At 69.4% G+C, this 16,224-nt stretch carries 14 protein-coding genes; 6 read left to right on the plus strand and 8 right to left on the minus strand.

Going from position 1 to position 16,224, the window contains the following annotated elements; all coding sequences use genetic code 11:
• Positions 1-2 precede the first annotated feature (2 nt).
• The 5 genes from ACFSVL_RS22265 to ACFSVL_RS22285 form a co-directional block, all read right to left on the minus strand.
• Positions 3-1,019 (minus strand): DODA-type extradiol aromatic ring-opening family dioxygenase, encoded by a 1,017-nt coding sequence (locus tag ACFSVL_RS22265; RefSeq protein ID WP_378307085.1) that lies wholly within the window; start codon positions 1,017-1,019, stop codon positions 3-5.
• A gap of 11 nt (positions 1,020-1,030) precedes the next feature.
• Positions 1,031-2,032: an amidohydrolase family protein gene (locus tag ACFSVL_RS22270; RefSeq protein WP_378307087.1), complete on the minus strand. Its 1,002-nt coding sequence runs from the start codon at positions 2,030-2,032 to the stop codon at positions 1,031-1,033.
• 26 nt (positions 2,033-2,058) lie between these two features.
• Complete coding sequence (locus ACFSVL_RS22275; protein ID WP_378307089.1) at positions 2,059-3,513, minus strand: 4-hydroxyphenylacetate 3-hydroxylase family protein; 1,455 nt, start codon at positions 3,511-3,513, stop codon at positions 2,059-2,061.
• Positions 3,514-3,650: 137 nt separating this feature from the next.
• Entirely contained in the window at positions 3,651-5,099 is a 1,449-nt protein-coding gene (locus tag ACFSVL_RS22280) for an aldehyde dehydrogenase family protein (protein ID WP_378307091.1), read from the minus strand.
• A 124-nt stretch (positions 5,100-5,223) separates the two neighbouring features.
• Positions 5,224-6,837 carry a thiamine pyrophosphate-binding protein gene (locus ACFSVL_RS22285; RefSeq protein ID WP_378307093.1) on the minus strand — a complete coding sequence of 538 codons (1,614 nt, stop codon included), beginning with the start codon at positions 6,835-6,837 and terminating at the stop codon, positions 5,224-5,226.
• A 147-nt stretch (positions 6,838-6,984) separates the two neighbouring features.
• Between ACFSVL_RS22285 and ACFSVL_RS22290 the strand changes: the two genes are divergently transcribed.
• Positions 6,985-7,884: an SAM-dependent methyltransferase gene (locus tag ACFSVL_RS22290; protein ID WP_378307095.1), complete on the plus strand. Its 900-nt coding sequence runs from the start codon at positions 6,985-6,987 to the stop codon at positions 7,882-7,884.
• Positions 7,885-8,432: 548 nt separating this feature from the next.
• On the plus strand, positions 8,433-10,124 hold the full coding sequence (locus ACFSVL_RS22295) for a bifunctional diguanylate cyclase/phosphodiesterase (protein ID WP_378307097.1): 1,692 nt from the start codon (positions 8,433-8,435) through the stop codon (positions 10,122-10,124).
• Positions 10,125-10,290: 166 nt separating this feature from the next.
• Here the strand turns inward: ACFSVL_RS22295 and ACFSVL_RS22300 are convergent, their stop codons facing one another.
• On the minus strand, positions 10,291-10,692 hold the full coding sequence (locus ACFSVL_RS22300; protein ID WP_378307099.1) for a VOC family protein: 402 nt from the start codon (positions 10,690-10,692) through the stop codon (positions 10,291-10,293).
• Positions 10,693-10,779: 87 nt separating this feature from the next.
• Between ACFSVL_RS22300 and ACFSVL_RS22305 the strand changes: the two genes are divergently transcribed.
• Positions 10,780-11,778: a helix-turn-helix transcriptional regulator gene (locus ACFSVL_RS22305; RefSeq protein WP_378307101.1), complete on the plus strand. Its 999-nt coding sequence runs from the start codon at positions 10,780-10,782 to the stop codon at positions 11,776-11,778.
• Here the strand turns inward: ACFSVL_RS22305 and ACFSVL_RS22310 are convergent.
• Positions 11,721-12,140, minus strand: a complete 420-nt coding sequence (locus ACFSVL_RS22310) for a MarR family winged helix-turn-helix transcriptional regulator (protein WP_378307103.1) — start codon at positions 12,138-12,140, stop codon at positions 11,721-11,723. The genes ACFSVL_RS22305 and ACFSVL_RS22310 overlap by 58 nt on opposite strands.
• A 66-nt stretch (positions 12,141-12,206) precedes the next feature.
• Between ACFSVL_RS22310 and ACFSVL_RS22315 the strand changes: the two genes are divergently transcribed.
• The 3 genes from ACFSVL_RS22315 to ACFSVL_RS22325 all read left to right on the plus strand — a co-directional run bounded on the left by ACFSVL_RS22315 (position 12,207) and on the right by ACFSVL_RS22325 (position 14,529).
• Positions 12,207-12,968: an alpha/beta fold hydrolase gene (locus ACFSVL_RS22315; RefSeq protein ID WP_378307105.1), complete on the plus strand. Its 762-nt coding sequence runs from the start codon at positions 12,207-12,209 to the stop codon at positions 12,966-12,968.
• 39 nt (positions 12,969-13,007) lie between these two features.
• Positions 13,008-13,559: a cysteine hydrolase family protein gene (locus ACFSVL_RS22320; RefSeq protein WP_378307107.1), complete on the plus strand. Its 552-nt coding sequence runs from the start codon at positions 13,008-13,010 to the stop codon at positions 13,557-13,559.
• 124 nt (positions 13,560-13,683) lie between these two features.
• Positions 13,684-14,529, plus strand: a complete 846-nt coding sequence (locus tag ACFSVL_RS22325) for an SAM-dependent methyltransferase (protein ID WP_378307109.1) — start codon at positions 13,684-13,686, stop codon at positions 14,527-14,529.
• Positions 14,530-14,584: 55 nt separating this feature from the next.
• On the opposite strand, the gene ACFSVL_RS22330 is transcribed toward ACFSVL_RS22325, so the two are convergent.
• On the minus strand, positions 14,585-16,105 hold the full coding sequence (locus ACFSVL_RS22330) for an MFS transporter (protein WP_378307111.1): 1,521 nt from the start codon (positions 16,103-16,105) through the stop codon (positions 14,585-14,587).
• Between the last annotated feature and the right edge of the window lie 119 nt (positions 16,106-16,224).

Genomic DNA, 16,224 nt, shown 5'->3' on the forward strand with positions numbered 1-16,224 from the left:
GGTCACTTCCGTTCCCAGGTGAGGAAGCCCATCGCGTTGCCGGTGCCGGCTTCTGTGCGGTAGCAAGGCTCGTAGTCGACACTTGTCACGGTGAGACCGGCTTCGTCGGCGATCCCAGCGACCGCGATCCAGTTGCGCAGCTCCGAGGCACCGGACTGCATTTCGGCAGCCGGGACGGTCGAGAGGTAGTCGGCGTCGTGGTCTCGCAGTGCCTGAAGGAACTCCTGATCAAGTTTTTCATCGATCACGAAGTGGCTGAGCCCGCCCGACGCGACGACGCCGACGCGCAGGTCGCCGGGGAACGACTGGATCGCCCGAGCGACCGCGCGGCCGAAGTCGTAGCAGCGCTTGGCTCCCGGCGGATTGGGCTCCCAGAAGGTATTGATGAAGACCGGCACCATCGGCAGCGTCGAGTCCTGCCCGAGAAACCGCTGGTAGATGAACCCGAAGCCGTGCGGGATGGTGTGGTTCTCGTATCTCCCAGCCGGGATCACCTCGGTGGCGCCGGTGTCGAAGTCCTCGGCCTGGGTGGACTGAATGAGGTGCTTGCCGAGCGCGCGGTGGGTGGGCCGCATGACCGTGCGGTCCGGGACGTCGCCGGCCGCGGCCTCGGCCAGGCCGGGGGCCATCGCGTCGAGCTGCGCCTGGGTGAACGGCACGTGCGCGACCTCGTCGCCCCAGAACACCGAGAACGGGGCCAGCCACTCGTCGCCGTAGGTTTCCTTGTGATCACTGGACACGATCACGAGGACATCGGCGTCCTGGCTGTGAATGAATCTCGCGAGCCGGTCCATCGACCGCTGGCAGCGTTCCCAGCGACGCGCCATCACCTCGGGGGCGATCTCGGCGGAGAAATCTTCGCGCAGCTCGCGCAGTTCCTCGTAGCGGTACGTCTCGCCGCGGAACTTCAGGCCCTTGCTGGCGCGGTCGGCCTTGCCCCGGGTGTCCCAGGCGTCCGGCGGCGGGGCTTTGAGCTGTGGTCCGTGCGAGGTGCCGAATCCGGCGACGATCTCCGTCATGGTCCTCCCCCTCAGAGCTGGAAGAGCGCGCGGGCGTTGTTTTCGAGGACGTCCGCGCGCTCCTTTTCGCCGAGCCAGGCGATGTCGTCGATGAGCAGGTGGATGTCGTCGAACCAGCGGCCGGTCTCCGGGTCGATCTGCGAGCCGGTGCCCGGTTTCTCCGAGCCGAACAGCACCCGGTCCGTCCCGACGACCTTCATCAGCAGCTCAAGGCTGTCCTGGGTGTAGAGACAGGAGTCGAAGTGCAGCCGGCGCAGTTTGTCCAGATAGGACACTCCGGTGCGCACCACCGACGGCAAGAACCGGCCCACCTGGTACGGAATAGCGCCGCCGCCGTGGGACACGATCACCTTGAGGTCCGGAAAGTCCTTCAGCACGGTGGAGTTCACGAGGCTCCACACCGCGACGGTTTCCTCCTGGATGAAGTGCAGGCTGTAGGGCTCCCGCGCGGGCGGCTTGCACCCGGCCGCGTGCAGCAGCACCGGCACGTCGAGTTCGCACAGCGCCTCGTACACCGGGTACCAGTACCGGTCGCCGAGCGCGAGCGGGGTTTCGGTGCCCTCGTGCGGATCGGTGTTGAGCATCGCGCCGACGAAGCCCAGTTCGGTGACCGTGCGGCGCAGTTCGGCGGTCCAGTCGCGCGGCGTCAGGTCCGGGCTCTGCGGGAGCCCGGCGACGCCCTTGAATCGGCCGGGGAACAGTTCGGTCGCGCGGTGGATGAGGTTGTTCGTCTCCTCGGTGAACCACTGCACGAGCTTGGCCGGCCGTTCGCTGTGCATCATCTGGAACGGACGGGGCGAGATCATCTGCACGTCGATCCCGGCGCCGTCGATATGCGCGAGGTGTGAAATGTTCCCAAAGCTCGGGTGCGGGTGATGATAAGCGGCAACAAGCGCGTCGTCGCTGATGGCCGGGGGCTTGCCGCCGTGCGCGCCGCGGTGCGACAGCAGCGAGGCTTTCCAGGCGTAGTACGCGTCCGGCGCGGACATGTGGCCGTGGACGTCGATGATCACGGCGGGCTCCTTCGCGTTGAAATTTCTCAGACGAGCGGCTTGCTGATGAGTTCGTCGACGCGCGCGTCCGTCGCCGACGTGTCGTAGAAGCGCAGCAGCCGGGTGCGGCCCGCGCCGGGGTCGCCGCGGTGCAGGTACTCGTACAGTTCCTGGCGCATCCCGAAACTCGAGCCGGCGAGTTCCCAGCCGAGCCGGAACAACCGCGCCTTCTCCGCCGCGCCGATGTCGTGGCCGCGCATGTAGCGGTCGAGGAACGGGCGCAGTTCCGGGCTCGCGAGGTCGGCCTCGGTCGGCTGCATGATGAGGCCGGACGCGGCGACCTGGCGCAGGATCTGCACCATCCGCGCCGAAATGTCGGCCGACCAGAAGCCGACGCCGTTGGTGTTGTTCGGGGCGAGGTGTCCGCCCGGCGTCAAGACCGCGTCGGCCTCGGCGCCCTTGATCGCCAGTTCGAGCGTCTGGACGTAGGACAGGAGTTCGCCGAGCTGTTCCTGGATGCCGCGGAAGGTGTCCACGCCGATGGAATGCGCGAGCTTCTTCGCGACCGAGGCGAAGAACTTCATCCGGGCGAGGAAGCGGATATGCGTGCTCTGCAGGCTCCAGACGTTGATCCGGCCGAGGCCCTTGAGCGCGCGCAGCGAGTCGCCGAGCAGGAAGATGCGTTCTCGCGGAAGGAAAACGTCGTCGAAGAACAGCATCGCGTCCTGCTCGTCGTACCGGTTGCCGAGCGCGTGCGAATGGCCGCTCTCCGGCGCGCCGAGCGGTTCGCGCAGCAGGATCTTCAGTCCCGGGGCGTTCATCGGCAGCGCGAACCAGATGACGAAGTCCTCCGCGCCGCGCGCGGCGGTGACGCCGTTGAGGTACACCAGCACCTCGTGGGAGAACGGCGCGAGCGTGGCGAGTTGCTTGGCCCCGCGCAAAATCACGCCGTCCTCGCGCTCCTCGACCACGCGCAGGGCGAGGTCCGGGTCGTCGAGCGGGCTGGCGCTGCGGTCGATCTGCGGGTCGCCGAGCGCGTGCGTCAGGACGAGGTCGTGCTCCATCGCGAACCGGCGGTAATTCCGGGCGTTCTCGCCGAAGCCTTCGCGGTTCTGCTCGAGTTCGTCCGCGTAATCGGCGAGACCGGCCGCCACATTGGACATGAAGTCGGGCGAACGGCCGAGCTGTCCGAGGCTTTCCCGCATCCACCATTCCGACGCGGCGAATTTGGCGCGCAATTCCTCCGGGGTTTTCGGCAGCGAAAACGCGTAGCTGACCTCGTTGCCGGTCTCCGCGGACTTGAACAGCGTCGCCGCCCGCCCCTCGGGGGTGGCGAACCGCAGGTCGAGCAGGCGGGCGAACTCGTCGACGGTCGGCTTCAGCGCCGGGTGTTCCGCGACGTTCTCGATCCGCTTGCCGTCCAGCCAGACCTCGCGGCCGTCGTCGAGGCTCTTTTTGTACTGCTCGCCGGTCAGCGCCCCGGTGGCACCGGAAATGTCCATGTACTCCGACTCCTTTGTCTTCGCGACCCGATGTGAAACTACGGAAACCGCGCCGCCGCGGAATCGGTCCGGTGCGGGAATCTCCGCCGAGCGAGTCCGACACGGTGTAGGAAGGTCCGACGCGGTGTCGGAAACGCTCAAGGCTGGATCGTCGGAACCGTCACCCATTGCCAGTAGGTGAACTCGTCCAGATTCCAGTGCCCGCCGTGCCGTCCGCCGTTGCCGGACGCGCCGAGGCCGCCCATCGGGATGTGCGCGGCGTCGTAGATGGTCTGGCCGTTGAGCGCGACCATCCCGGCGCGCAGCCGAGATGCGAAACCGAGTGCTCGCGCGACATCTCGGCTGTGAATCGCCGCGGACAGGCCGTATTCGGTCGCGTTGGCAAGTTCGAGCGCTTCCTCTTCGGTCGAGAAGCGCGTGACCGGCGCGACTGGGCCGAAGATCTCGCTCCGGAACGCCGCGTTGTCCGCAGTGACGCCGTCCAGCACGGTCGGCTGATAGAACGCGCCGTCGTGGGTGGCCCCGTGCACGACCCGTGCGCCGTCGGCGACAGCCGCCTCGACGATGCCGTGCACCCGCTCGGCCTGCGCGGTCGTGATCAGCGGACCGAGCGTCGTCCCGGGGGCTTTCGGATCGCCGAGCCGCAGTTTCCCGGCGGCCGCTTTGAGCCGTTCGACGTATTCGTCGGCAATGCTTTCGTGCACCAGATGCCGCCCGGTGGCCATGCAGATCTGGCCTTGGTGCCGGAAAGTCCCGCCGACGCCGCCAGCTGCCGCGCGGTCGAGATCGGCGTCCGCGAGCACGATGAACGCGTTGTTCCCGCCGAGTTCGAGCACCACCCGCTTGAGCAGGCCGCCCGCGATCTCACCGACCCGGCGACCGGCCGCGGACGACCCAGTGAACGAGATCGCGTTGGTGTGCGGCGAACGCACCACCGCCTCGCCGGTCGCGGCACCGCCAGGCAACACGTGCAGCACGCCATCGGGCAGACCGGCCTGCTCGAAGATCTGCGCAATGACCGCACCGCCGGAGAACGCAGTCTTCACGTCCGGCTTCACCAGCACCGCGTTGCCGAGCGCGAGCGCCGGCGCGACCGAACGCATGGCGAGCATCAGCGGCGCGTTCCACGGCGCGATCACTCCCACGACGCCGACCGGGATCCGCCGGGCCAGCCCCAGCGTCGCCGGGTCTTCCACCGGAAGGAGATCGCCCTGCGACTGCGTGACCAGCCCGGACGCCGCGATCAGCTCGTCGATCGCTTTGTCGACTTCGTGTTTCGCCTTCGCGGGCAGCGAGCCGCTTTCGCGCACGAGCACGTCCTCGACGTCGGCGCGGATGTCGCGCAACGCGTCCGCGGCGCGGGTGAGCACGTCCGCCCGGGTGCGATACGACGTTCGGCTCCACCCGGCCTGTGCCTGCGCGGCGCGTGTTCCGGCCCGCTCGACGTCGTGCTGGTCGGCGATGCCGGCCAGGCCGACTTTCCCGCCGTCGCCCGGCGAAACCACCGGCTGCGTACCTCCCCCGCCGGCCCGCCAGCCACCGGAGTAGATCCGCCCGTCCGCCTCGTTCAGGTCCCACCGGGCCATCGTCGTCGCCTGCCAATCCTGGTGCGGGGTGCGGAGGTCGCCGCGATGCTAGGTCGGGACGAGCCCGCGCTTCATCGCCTCAGCGACGCAAATCCCGCACGGGCGACTGGACACCGTGTCGGAATCACTGCCACAGCCGATCGGTCACGCGGACCTCGATCAGCCGGGGCCCGTCGTCCGGTTCCTCGGCAAGAGCAGCCCGCAGCCCGGCGGCATCGTCGACCGTCGTCGCCTTGATGCCGAACGACATCGCCAGCGCGGAGATCTCGACGCCGCTGATGTCGGTGAGCGGATACTCCCCGCGCTCAGCCGCCGCGCCGCCGCTTTTCGCGAGACCGGCGATGACGGCCTGGTATTTCCCGTTGTTCACCACGAGATAGGTCACCGGCAGGCGGTAGCGCGCCGCCGTCCAGAACGCCGGCACGCCGAACTGGACCACCCCGTCGCCGACCACCGCGAGCACCCGCTCCCGCCGGGCCATCGCGACGCCCGCCGCGGCGCCCATTCCCCAGCCGAGCGAGCCGCTCGCGGTGGCGAACAGCGAATCCGCCCGCGTGCGCCGCAGAAACCGCAGCAACGGCAGCGTCGAGGTGACCGCGTCGAGGACCAGCAGGCGTTCCCCGCCGATCACGTCGGCGACGGTCCGCATCGCCAGCGCGGCACTGAATTCGCCGTCCCACGGAACCTCGGCTTCCCAGCGGGCGCGGCGATCCTCGCTGTCCTTACGCACCTTGCCCAGCCAGTCGCTCCGAGCGGGCGCACGGACCCCTTCCGCCAATCCTCGCAACACAGCTGCGGTATCGCCGACGACCGCCCCGGCCGGCACATACCGGCGGCCCGGCTCGGCAACGTCCTCGGAGAGATGCAGGATCGGGACGCCGGACGGCAGCGCCGCGACTTCGGACGAGAACTCCAGTGGCGTCGGCATGCCCGCCAGCACCAGCAGGTCGGACTCCGCCAGCAGCGGCGCACGGGGCTCGAACAATCCGGCGTAGTGCGGATGATCCGTGCGAAACGACCACCGTTCGAGATCGCGCCGGGACTCCACGAACACCGGCGCGCCGAGCCGCTCGGCCAACCGCGCCAAGTCCGCTTCGGCCCTGCGCCGGGCGACATCGGATCCGGCGACCACCACCGGCCGCCGCGCCGCATCGAGCAACGCGCTCGCGTGCCGCACCGCCTCCGTGGCCGGACCCTGCCGCGCACCCCAGCGGACCGGAGGCGCAACACCGGGTTCAGCGGCCAGATGGTCTTGCGGGATGGTGAGAATCGCCGGTTGCTCCGGAACCACCGTGGTCCGCCACAGGGTCCGGGCGACGTCGTCCAGCAGGTCCTCAGCGCGGAGGTTCTGCCAGGCATGACCCACATATGGCGCGGCGGTTTCGAGCAGACGCGGCGAAGTCGTCAACGCTCGGTGCGGAAGGGTCGCCGTCCCCTTCACTCCAGCGAGAATCGCGACGCTGCTTCGCGCGACCTGTGCCGCGTACAGATGCGCCAAGCCATTCGCGACGCCTACGTTCGTGTGCAGGTACGCCACGCCGATCCGGCCGGAGGCGCGTGCGTAGCCGTCGGCCATCGACACCGAGATCGCCTCGTGCGTGGTCAGCACGAACTCGGGCCCGCCTCGCCTGGCGGCAAGAGCGTCGAGCACCGGGGTCTCACTGGTGCCGGGACAGCAGAAAACGCGCTCGACTCCCCACTGCGCCAAGGTTTCCAGCAGTCGTGCGGCAGCCGTCATCTCGCCTCCTCAGCGCCGCACGTTACGCAGCGCGCCGAGCCGGGCGCTCCGACGCGGTGCCGGAAGAAACTTGGCGGACCGTGCGACACGGTGTCGGGATTCGGAGTAGCTTGCGATCTTGCCCCCAACGAAAGGCAAGGCAGCTCAATGACTTCTGCCCGGCACGACGGAGACACCTGGGACCTGGCGTCCAGCGTCGGCGCGACCGCCACGATGGCCGCGGCGGCCCGGGCGATCGCGACCCGCGAGGACAGTTCGCTGTTCTCCGACCGCTTCGCCGAACCACTCGTCCAGGCGGTCGGCGTCGACCTCCTCGCCAAACTCGCGACCGGCGAGACCGCCTCGGGCGCGCTGGTCGGGCAGATCTGGATCGACGCGGCCAAGATCCGCGGCAAGTTCTACGACGAGTTCTTCCTCAGTGCGGGCCTCCCGCAGGCGGTGATCCTGGCGTCCGGACTGGACTCCCGCGCCTACCGGCTGCCCTGGCCCGCCGGGACCGTGGTGTACGAGGTGGACCAGCCGCCGGTGGTCGAGTTCAAAGCCGCCACCCTGGCCGAACTGGGCGCGGAACCCACCGCCGACCGGCGAGCGGTGGCGATCGACCTCCGCGACGACTGGCCCGCCGCCCTGCGCGCCGCCGGCTTCGACCCGGCGCGGCCGACCGCGTGGAGCGCCGAAGGCCTGCTGGGCTATCTGCCGCCGGAAGCGCAGGACCGGCTGCTGGACACCATCACCGAACTCAGCGCGCCGGGCAGCCGGGTCGCCACCGAAAACCGGCCCAACCCGCGCCCCGGCGACGAGGACAAGACGAAGGAACGCCTCGACCGTATCTCCGAACAGTGGCGCGGCGAGGGTTTCGACACCGACATGACGCGGTTGCGCTACTTCGGCGAGCGCAACGAGGCGGAGCCGTATCTGGCTGGGCTCGGCTGGGCGATGGAGGGGACCACGGTCCGGGACCTGTTCGCGGCCAACGGGCTGCCGCCGCTGCAGGACGACGATCTGCGGATGGGCGATCTTCGGTACATCAGCGGCGTTCTGGGCTAACGCGCGGGCGCATCCGCGAGGGCCGGTCGCAGGTCCGTGAAGGACTCCTTGAGGGAATCTGATTCCCTCAAGGAGTCCTTCACGGACCTTGATTCCCATGCCAGGGACTTAAGGCGGCACCGCGTCGGCTGGTGGCGGCCGGCGGCGGCTGGGTCGTCCGTGAGGGGAACCCTCACGGACTCTGATTCCCTCAGGGTTCCCTTCACGGACCTTCAGATACGGTCATACGGGCATCAATAGGGCGATCCGACGGGTTTGACGTCCTTTGTGGATGGTCCAGCAGGCGTGCGGCCACGCGGCTTGGGACCCCTCACGGACCGCTGTTAGCGCATCCCGCGTGGTCAAGCCGTCACGCCTGGTCACGCCCGCTTCGTAGCCGAATTGTGATGGTGGTCACCGGCCATACCGCGGGTATGCGCCGCGCCCCCGAGAATCCCGAGCACAGCACTCGATCCCGAAGACTTTTCCGGTTCGGCAAGGCTGCACCGCAGGTCAACGGAAGATAACGGTTTCATCGAGATCCGTACCTTCCGGGCGAGGATCTGCGTGTGCTCGCCCCAGCCGACCAGGTCCGCTTCGCCTTCGAGCCGCTGTACAGCCTCTACAGCGGCTCGGCCGTCGCAGTCGAGGCGGTCGCGCACCCCGGGGGCGGCTGGGTCCAGGACCTCCTCGACGCGGCGGGCGACCAGGCCCAGCTGATCGACACCGACCTCGACCTCGCGGCCCGCGCGGCCGCCGCAGTACCGCAGACCTCGGCCGGGGTTTCGCTGCACCTCAACCTGAGCGCCAGCACCGCGGGCGCGCCCGCCGAGCGGTTCATCCCGCTGCTCCAGACCCTCGAACGCACCGGACGCCGTCCCGCCGACGTCGTGCTGGAGGTCACCGCGCCGCTCGCCGTCCCGAATCCCGGGTCGCTGGTCCAGGGCCTGCACCGGCTGCGCGACCTCGGCTTCCGGCTGGCCTTCGACCGGCTCGGCGCGGCGGGCCTGCCGATGAACCTCCTCGCCGACGCTCCGGTCGAGATGATCAAGCTGGACCGCGCGACGCTGCGCCGGCTCCCGGCGAACGCGGCGACCGTCGCGCTGGTCGAGGCGCTGGTGCAGTTCGCCGCGCAAACCGACCTGCGGCTGGTCGCGACGGGGATCGAGAACGACGCGGAACTCGACGTCGCGAGCCGCGCCGGAATCCGCCTCGTGCAAGGGAATCTGTTCGCCACCGCCGCGCCCGAGCGCGTGCTGCCGACCGCCGAGCGCGGCGACCAGCCGGGCACCATGGTGGTCTCGCCCGCCGCCGGCCTGCGGATCCCCGAATTCCTCCGCCAGGCCAAAACCCTGCCGGACGACGCGACGTGCGACGACGTCCACGCGATCCTGTCCGCCGAGCACGCGCCGAAGGCGATCGTCGGGCTCGATCCGCAGGCGCGTCCACAGTGGACGATCGACCGGATGCGCTTCCTGCTGGCGGTGACCGGCCGGTACGGGCACGCGCTCTACTCGGGCAAACCCGCCGCGAAACTGGCCGGCCCGCCGCGGCTGGTCCCCATCGACACCGGCACCCGCGAACTGCTGGAGATCATCGCCGACGGCGGGGCCGAGCACAGCGGAGACGACCTCGTCGTGACCGACGCGTCCGGCCGCTACCAGGGCGTGGTGCGGCCGAACGAGGTGATGCGCCGGATGGCCGCGGTGAAGGTCGAGGCCGCCGTCGCGCTCAACCCGCTCACCCGGCTGCCCGGCAGCGACGCGATCGCCCAGGACGTCGAACGCCGCGCGACCGCCGGACGGCCGTTCGTCGTGGCCTGGCTGGACATCGACCAGTTCAAGCACCTCAACGACACCGCCGGGTTCGCCGCGGGCGACGACCTCATCCGCGCCATCGGCCGGGCACTGACCGACCACGCCCGGCGGCTCGGCGACGTCACCGTCGGCCACGTCGGCGGCGACGATTTCCTGGTCGTCTGCGGCATCGAGGACATCACGTCCCTCGCCGACGCCGTCCTCGGCCACACCTGGTCCGCCGACGGCGTGCCGGTCACGCTCTCCCTCGCGAGCCTCGTCCAAACCGGCGCTTCCACCGGCTCGTACCGCGAAAGCGCCCGGCTGCTGGCGCCGCTGAAGAAGCAGGCCAAGGGAATCCGGGGATCGAGCTGGGTCAACAGCTGGCCGGGCGCCGGACGGGCGCAGATTCTCCGTGGTGGCAAGGAGACCAGCAACGGGTCGCGGCAACTGGCCCGCCGGTAATCACTCCTCCAGCAGTTCCCACCTACTTGCGCTCACCGAGAAATCGCCCCGGTTTCTGGACTGAGCGATCCGATCGGCCCCCGGGCCGATCGGATCGGGAGGGAAGAAACCGGATGAAGGCGATTTCTCCGCCGCGACGAAGTCGCGGCCATCAACACAGCGGCAATCAAACACCGGCCAGCCGGGCGCGCGCCTCCTCAGTCTGCGGCGCGAACAGGTTCACCAGGTTGCCATCGGGATCGCGGAACAGCAGCGAACGGTTGCCCCACGGCATCGTCGTCGGCTCCTGCACCACCTCCGCCAGCAGCGGCCGGAGCCGCGCGTACTCCTGGTCCACGTCCTCGACCCGGAACTCCAGGATCACGGTCCGGTTCTCCCCTGGCACCGCCGCACCCGCGCTGAACAGCGCCATCGTCTCCGCGCTGCCGATCGCCAAGGTCGCCGTCTCGCCGACGAACTCGGCGAACTGCCTCGCGGGCCGGCTCGCCACGAGGCCGGTCACCTGCTCGTAGAAGGACGTCAGACGGTCGATGTCGCCGGTGATGATCCGGACGGAAGTCAACTGCACGGCCAAATTCCTCTCTCTGGGTTGTCTAGTGGCCACGCTAGAAGCAATAGTGGACAGGATCCGCCCGGTATTGCGAGAATTCCCGGCATGACCCGGCCGATCGCCCGAGTGCTGGCGCTGCTGGAGATCCTCCAGGGCGGCGGCACCCGGACCGTCGCCGAACTCGCCGGGCGTCTCGACGTGGACGAACGCACCGTCCGCCGCTACGTCGAGCACCTGCTCGACCTGGACATCCCGGTCCGCTCGGTGCGCGGCCGCTACGGCGGGTACCGGCTCGCCCCCGGCTACCGGATGCCGCCGCTGATGCTCACCGACGAGGAGGCGCTGGCGGTCCTGCTCGGCCTGGTCGCGGGACGGCGCGCGGGGCTGGTCACCACGTCGGTCGCGGCCGCGGAAAGTGCTGTCGCGAAGGTCCGGCGGGTGCTGCCCGAGGCGCTCGGCCGCAGGCTCGACGCGTTGCTGGAGGTCGCCGACTTCACCGCGCCCGCCCGTACATCGCTCACCGCGGAAGCCGAGGTCCTGCTCGCGGTCGCGGAGGCGGCGCGCGATCAGCGGCCGGTCAAACTCGCCTACACCGCCGCACACGGACGGAGCAGCGAACGTGTCGTCGAGCCGTACGGGGTCGTGGCGCATTCCGGCCGCTGGTACCTGACCGGCTTCGACTCCAGCGCCGGACAGGTGCGCACGTTCCGCGTCGACCGGATCGCCCGCGCCGAGCCGCAGGACGGAACCTTCCGCGCACCAACGGATTTCGACCCCACGCAACAGGTCCTCACCGGCATTGCCGAAACACCGCACCGGCACGAGGTGTCCGTGCGGATCGACGCGACGGCCGAGGAAATCCGGGCAGTGTTCCCGCCGTCCATCGCCATCCTGGAGGCGGACGGCACATGGACACGGGCGCGGATCCGGGCCGAACGGCTCGACTGGATCCCGCCGCGGCTCGCCGCACTCGACCGGCCGTTCGTCATCGAGCGGCCGGACGCGCTCCGCGACCAGATGCGCGCGCTGGCCGACCGGCTCGCCGGTTACGCCGGATCAGCCTCCAGCGCCACGTCCAGCAGCGCCCCCAGCTCGTCGAGCTGAGCAGCCGACAACCGGCTGAACGACGACTTCACCACCACGTCGGCGAGTTCCTGCCCCGCCGCCCGCAGCTCCGCGCCCTTCTCGGTCAGCCGATGCTGCACCGCGCGCCCCGGACCCGGCACCCGCTCGATCAGGCCGCGATCCACCATCCGGCCGGCCAGCGTGCCGAAGGACTGGTCGGTCTGAAAGGTCAGCACGGCCAGGTCGTGCAGCGACGCTTCGGGGTGATTCGCCAAGTGCCGCAAGGTGTCCCACTGCACCAGCGACAGTCCCAGCGGCTGCAGCGCCTGGCTCAGCGCGCGGTGATGGCGGTGCTGCAGGCGTTTGACGGCCAGTGCGACGTCGGCGTGGCGGTACCTCATGGTCCGGCAGCCTACCCGCCGCAAGACAGGTTGCTTATCTCAACTTCCTTATATAAGGTTCCTGACATGACTTCCTCCTCGCTCCTCCAGTTCGAGTCCGCCGGCCCGGTCGAGGTCGCCGTCCAAGACCGGGACCGCACCCGGACGTTCCTGCTGCTGCACGGCGGAGGCGGCGTCGCGACGATGACCGCGTTCGCCGATCTGCTCGCCGAACGCACCCGCTCGCGGGTCCTGCTGCCCACCCACCCCGGCTTCAACGGCACGCCGAAAGCCGCCGGGCTCACCGACGTCCCCGCGCTGGCCAAGGCGTACGTCGCGATGCTCGACCACCTCGACGCGTCAGAGGTGACCGTCGCCGGCAACTCCTTCGGCGGCTGGCTGGCCGCGGAAATCGCCCTGCTGCACAGCCCGCGGGTCAGCCGCGCGGTGCTGATCGACAGCATCGGCATCGAGGTCGAGGGACATCCGCTGGCCGACGTCCGCGGCAAAACCGCCGCCGAAATCCAGCAGTTCTCGTTCCACGACCCGGCGAAAGCACCGGTCCCGCCGTCCGGCGGCACCGGCCCGAGCCCGGACGTGCTGGCTCTGATCGGCTACACCGGCCCAGCGATGACCGACCCGACCCTGGCCGAGCGATTGGGCAAAGCAGACATTCCCGTCCACGTCCTGTGGGGCGAAAGCGACCGCATCGCCGACCCGGAGTACGGCAAGGCCTACGCCGCCGCGATCCCCGGCGCGACATTCACCGTGCTGCCGCGAACCGGGCACCTGCCGCAGGTCGAAACCCCGGAGGAAGTGCTCGGCGCGCTGCTCGCTTTCGACGCCTGACCACGCGTTAAATGGCAGCAACTGCGCAGAGGGGGATTCATGACCACCGCACTGATCGTCGGCGACGTCCAGCGGGGCATCACCGACGGCTATCCGTTCGCCCGCCAGGTCGTGCCGCCGCTCACCGAACTGCTGCCGCGAGCGCGCGAAACCGGCGCACTCGTCGTATTCGTCCGATTTGCCATGCGGGACAACGGAACCGACCTTCCCGACGGCGCGCTGTACCGCTCGTTCTTCGACGCCGGAGACGCGTTCCACGAGGGTTCGCCAGGCACTGAGCTGACGCTGCCGGCCGAGAAAGAGGACGTCGTCGTCCTGAAACGCCGGGCCAGCGCGTTCGCCGGAACGGATCTCGACCTCGTGCTCCGCGCCCGGGGCATCCGCCATGTCGCGATCGCCGGGGTCGCGACGAGCGCGATGGTCACCGCGACCTGCTACGACGCGGCGGACCGCGGCTACGAAGTGACCGTGCTGCGCGACGGATGCGCCGACGGCGACCAGACGGTCCACGACTTCCTGCTGGACAAGATCTTCCCCAGCCGCGGCTTCGAGGTCGTCTCCTGCGCCGAATGGACCACGGCGAACGGCTGAAGCACGGCAGCCGCTGGTCAGCGCGGTGAAACACGGATGGCGGCACCGGTTTCACCGAGTCCCCGAAGTCCGCTACTCTCAGTACGGCAACTATCACCGTGGCAGCACGCGGGAGGTACGCGTCGTGGCCGACGCAGTCAGCGCACCGCCGGGGGTCAACCAGAACCAGTCGAGCGCCGCGCGCGTTTACGACTACCTCCTTGGCGGCAAGGACAATTACGAGATCGACCGGCAGGTCGCCAGGGAAATCGCCCGGGTGATGCCGGACGTCGAAGAGACCGCGCGGGTGAACCGGCATCTGCTGACCCGGATCTGCCGGTTCCTCGCCTACCACGCGGGCATCCGGCAGTACATCGACTGCGGTTCCGGCATGCCGACCTCGGAAAACGTGCACCAGATCGTGCAGCGCGGCGACCCGACGGCGAAGGTCGTCTACGTCGACTACGACCCGGTGGTGGCCAGCCACGGACGGGCCCTGCTCGACGAGAACGAGTTCACCGAGTACATCCAGGCCGATTTCTTCGACCCGCCGAGCATCCTCGATCACCCGACGGTGCAACGGCACCTCGACTGGGACGAGCCGATCGCGGTGCTGTTCCTGCTGGCCCTGCACCACCAGACGGGCGACCGCGAGGTGCCGGCGAAGGTGACGAAGGAATTCATCGACCGGCTTCCCTCCGGTTCGTACGTGGCGATCTCGCATCTGCTCGACCCGCACGACGGTTCCGAGGACGACGAAACGGTGCAGGGCATCATCGATTCGATCCACAACGGCTCAATGAAGGACGTCTCGTCCCGCTCCCGCGCCGAGATCAAGGAACTGTTCCACGACCTGGAGCTGATCCCGAGCGGGCCGAACAAGCCGGCGGAGATCGTGCCGGTGGTCGAATGGTGGCCGGACGGCCCGCTGCTGGGCGAACCCACTGTCGCGCAACGGATCGTGGCGATCGGCGTGGCCAAGAAACCCTGATCTTTCCCGCACAAAGGGCCGGTGCGTCCGCGTGGCGGAAGCACCGGCCCTTTTGTCATGCCGCGACCGGCACCGGTTCCTCGGCGGGAGCCGGGGACCGCCGCAGCGCGACCATCCCGACCACCGCGAACACCACCACGATCGCCGCCCCGATCCCGGCGACCGTGTGCAGCCCGGAAGCGAACGCGTCGCGGGCGGTGGCCAGCAGCTGTTCCCCCGTCGCGCCGGGCAGCGTCGCCGACGCTCCCAGCGCACCGGCCATGCTGTCGGTCGCCTGGGCCGCCGTCGCGGCGGGCACGTGAGCCGGGACCGCAATCTGGCCGCGATACACCGCCGTCCCGATGCTGCCGAACACCGCGATCCCCATGGCGAGCCCGAATTCCGCGCTGGTTTCCGACATCGCCGAAGCCGCGCCCGCCCGCTGCGGCGGCACCGAGCCGACGACCATTTCGGTGCACAGCACGCCTTGCGGTCCCATCCCGAAGCTGCCGATCGACATGCCCAGCACCACGAACACCACCCCGCCGGACCCGCTGGCGAGGGTGAACAACAGGATTCCGCCCGCCGCCACCAGCATGCCGAAGCCCAGCACGAATTCCGGCCGGAACCGGCGCGCCAGCCGGGGCGCGATCATCGACCCGGCGACCACCGCGAGCGCCTGCGGAACCAGCAGCAGCCCCGCGTCGACGGTGCTCAGCCCGGCGACCATCTGCAGATATTGGCTCACCAGCAGGAAAACCCCGCCCATGGTGACCGCGCCGACCAGCATGATCGCCACCGCCGCACTGAACGCGCGCACCCGGAACAGCTGAAGGTCCAGCAGCGGGTGCTCGAGCCGCCGCTGCCGCCGGACGAACACCGCGCCGACCGCGAGCCCCGCGGCCAGCAGGACGATTTCGGTCAGGGACAAGCCGTTCTTGGCGATTTCCTTGAGCGCGTAGGTGACCGGCAGGATCGCGGCGAGCGACAGTCCGACGCTGACGAAGTCGAGCCGTCCGGCGGCGGTGTCGCGGTATTCCGGCAGCAGCTTCGGCGCGGTCGCGAGCAGCAGGACCATCACCGGCACGCCCATCAGGAACACCGAACCCCAGCGGAAATGCTCCAGCAGGAAGCCGCCGGCGACCGGGCCGACCACCATGCCGCCCATGAAGCAGCTCATCCACACCGCGATCGCCGTGCCGCGCTGCTTGGCGTCGGGGAACATGTTGCTGATCAACGCGAGCGTGGACGGCATGAGCGTCGCCCCGGCGATCCCGAGCACCGCCCGCGCGGCGATCAGCATCTCCGGACTGGTCGAAAACGCCGCCGCGACCGACGCGAGCCCGAACGCGCCGCCGCCGATCATCAGCAGCTTCCGCCTGCCGATCCGGTCGCCGAGGGTGCCCATGGTGACCAGGAACCCGGCAATCATGAAGCCGTAGATGTCGATGATCCACAGCAGTTGCGTGCTGGAAGGCCGCAGGTCCGCGGCGAGGTGCGGAACCGCGAGGTGCAGCACGCTCATGTCCAGCGACAACAGCACGGTCGGCAGGGCAAGCACCGCCAGGCCCAGCCACTCGCGTCGTCCGGCACTCATTTCGTCTCTCCCCTGTCGATCGGTCGTCTCACTGAAGCGACGATCGGGGTGCGGGCGGATCGACATCCCGGGGAGAAGTTTTTCGGGCGGCTTGGCGAGCTGCGCAATCTGCTCGTCCG

It is taken from the genome of Amycolatopsis silviterrae, assembly GCF_042684085.1.
GTDB classification, from domain to species: Bacteria; Actinomycetota; Actinomycetes; order Mycobacteriales; family Pseudonocardiaceae; genus Amycolatopsis; species Amycolatopsis silviterrae.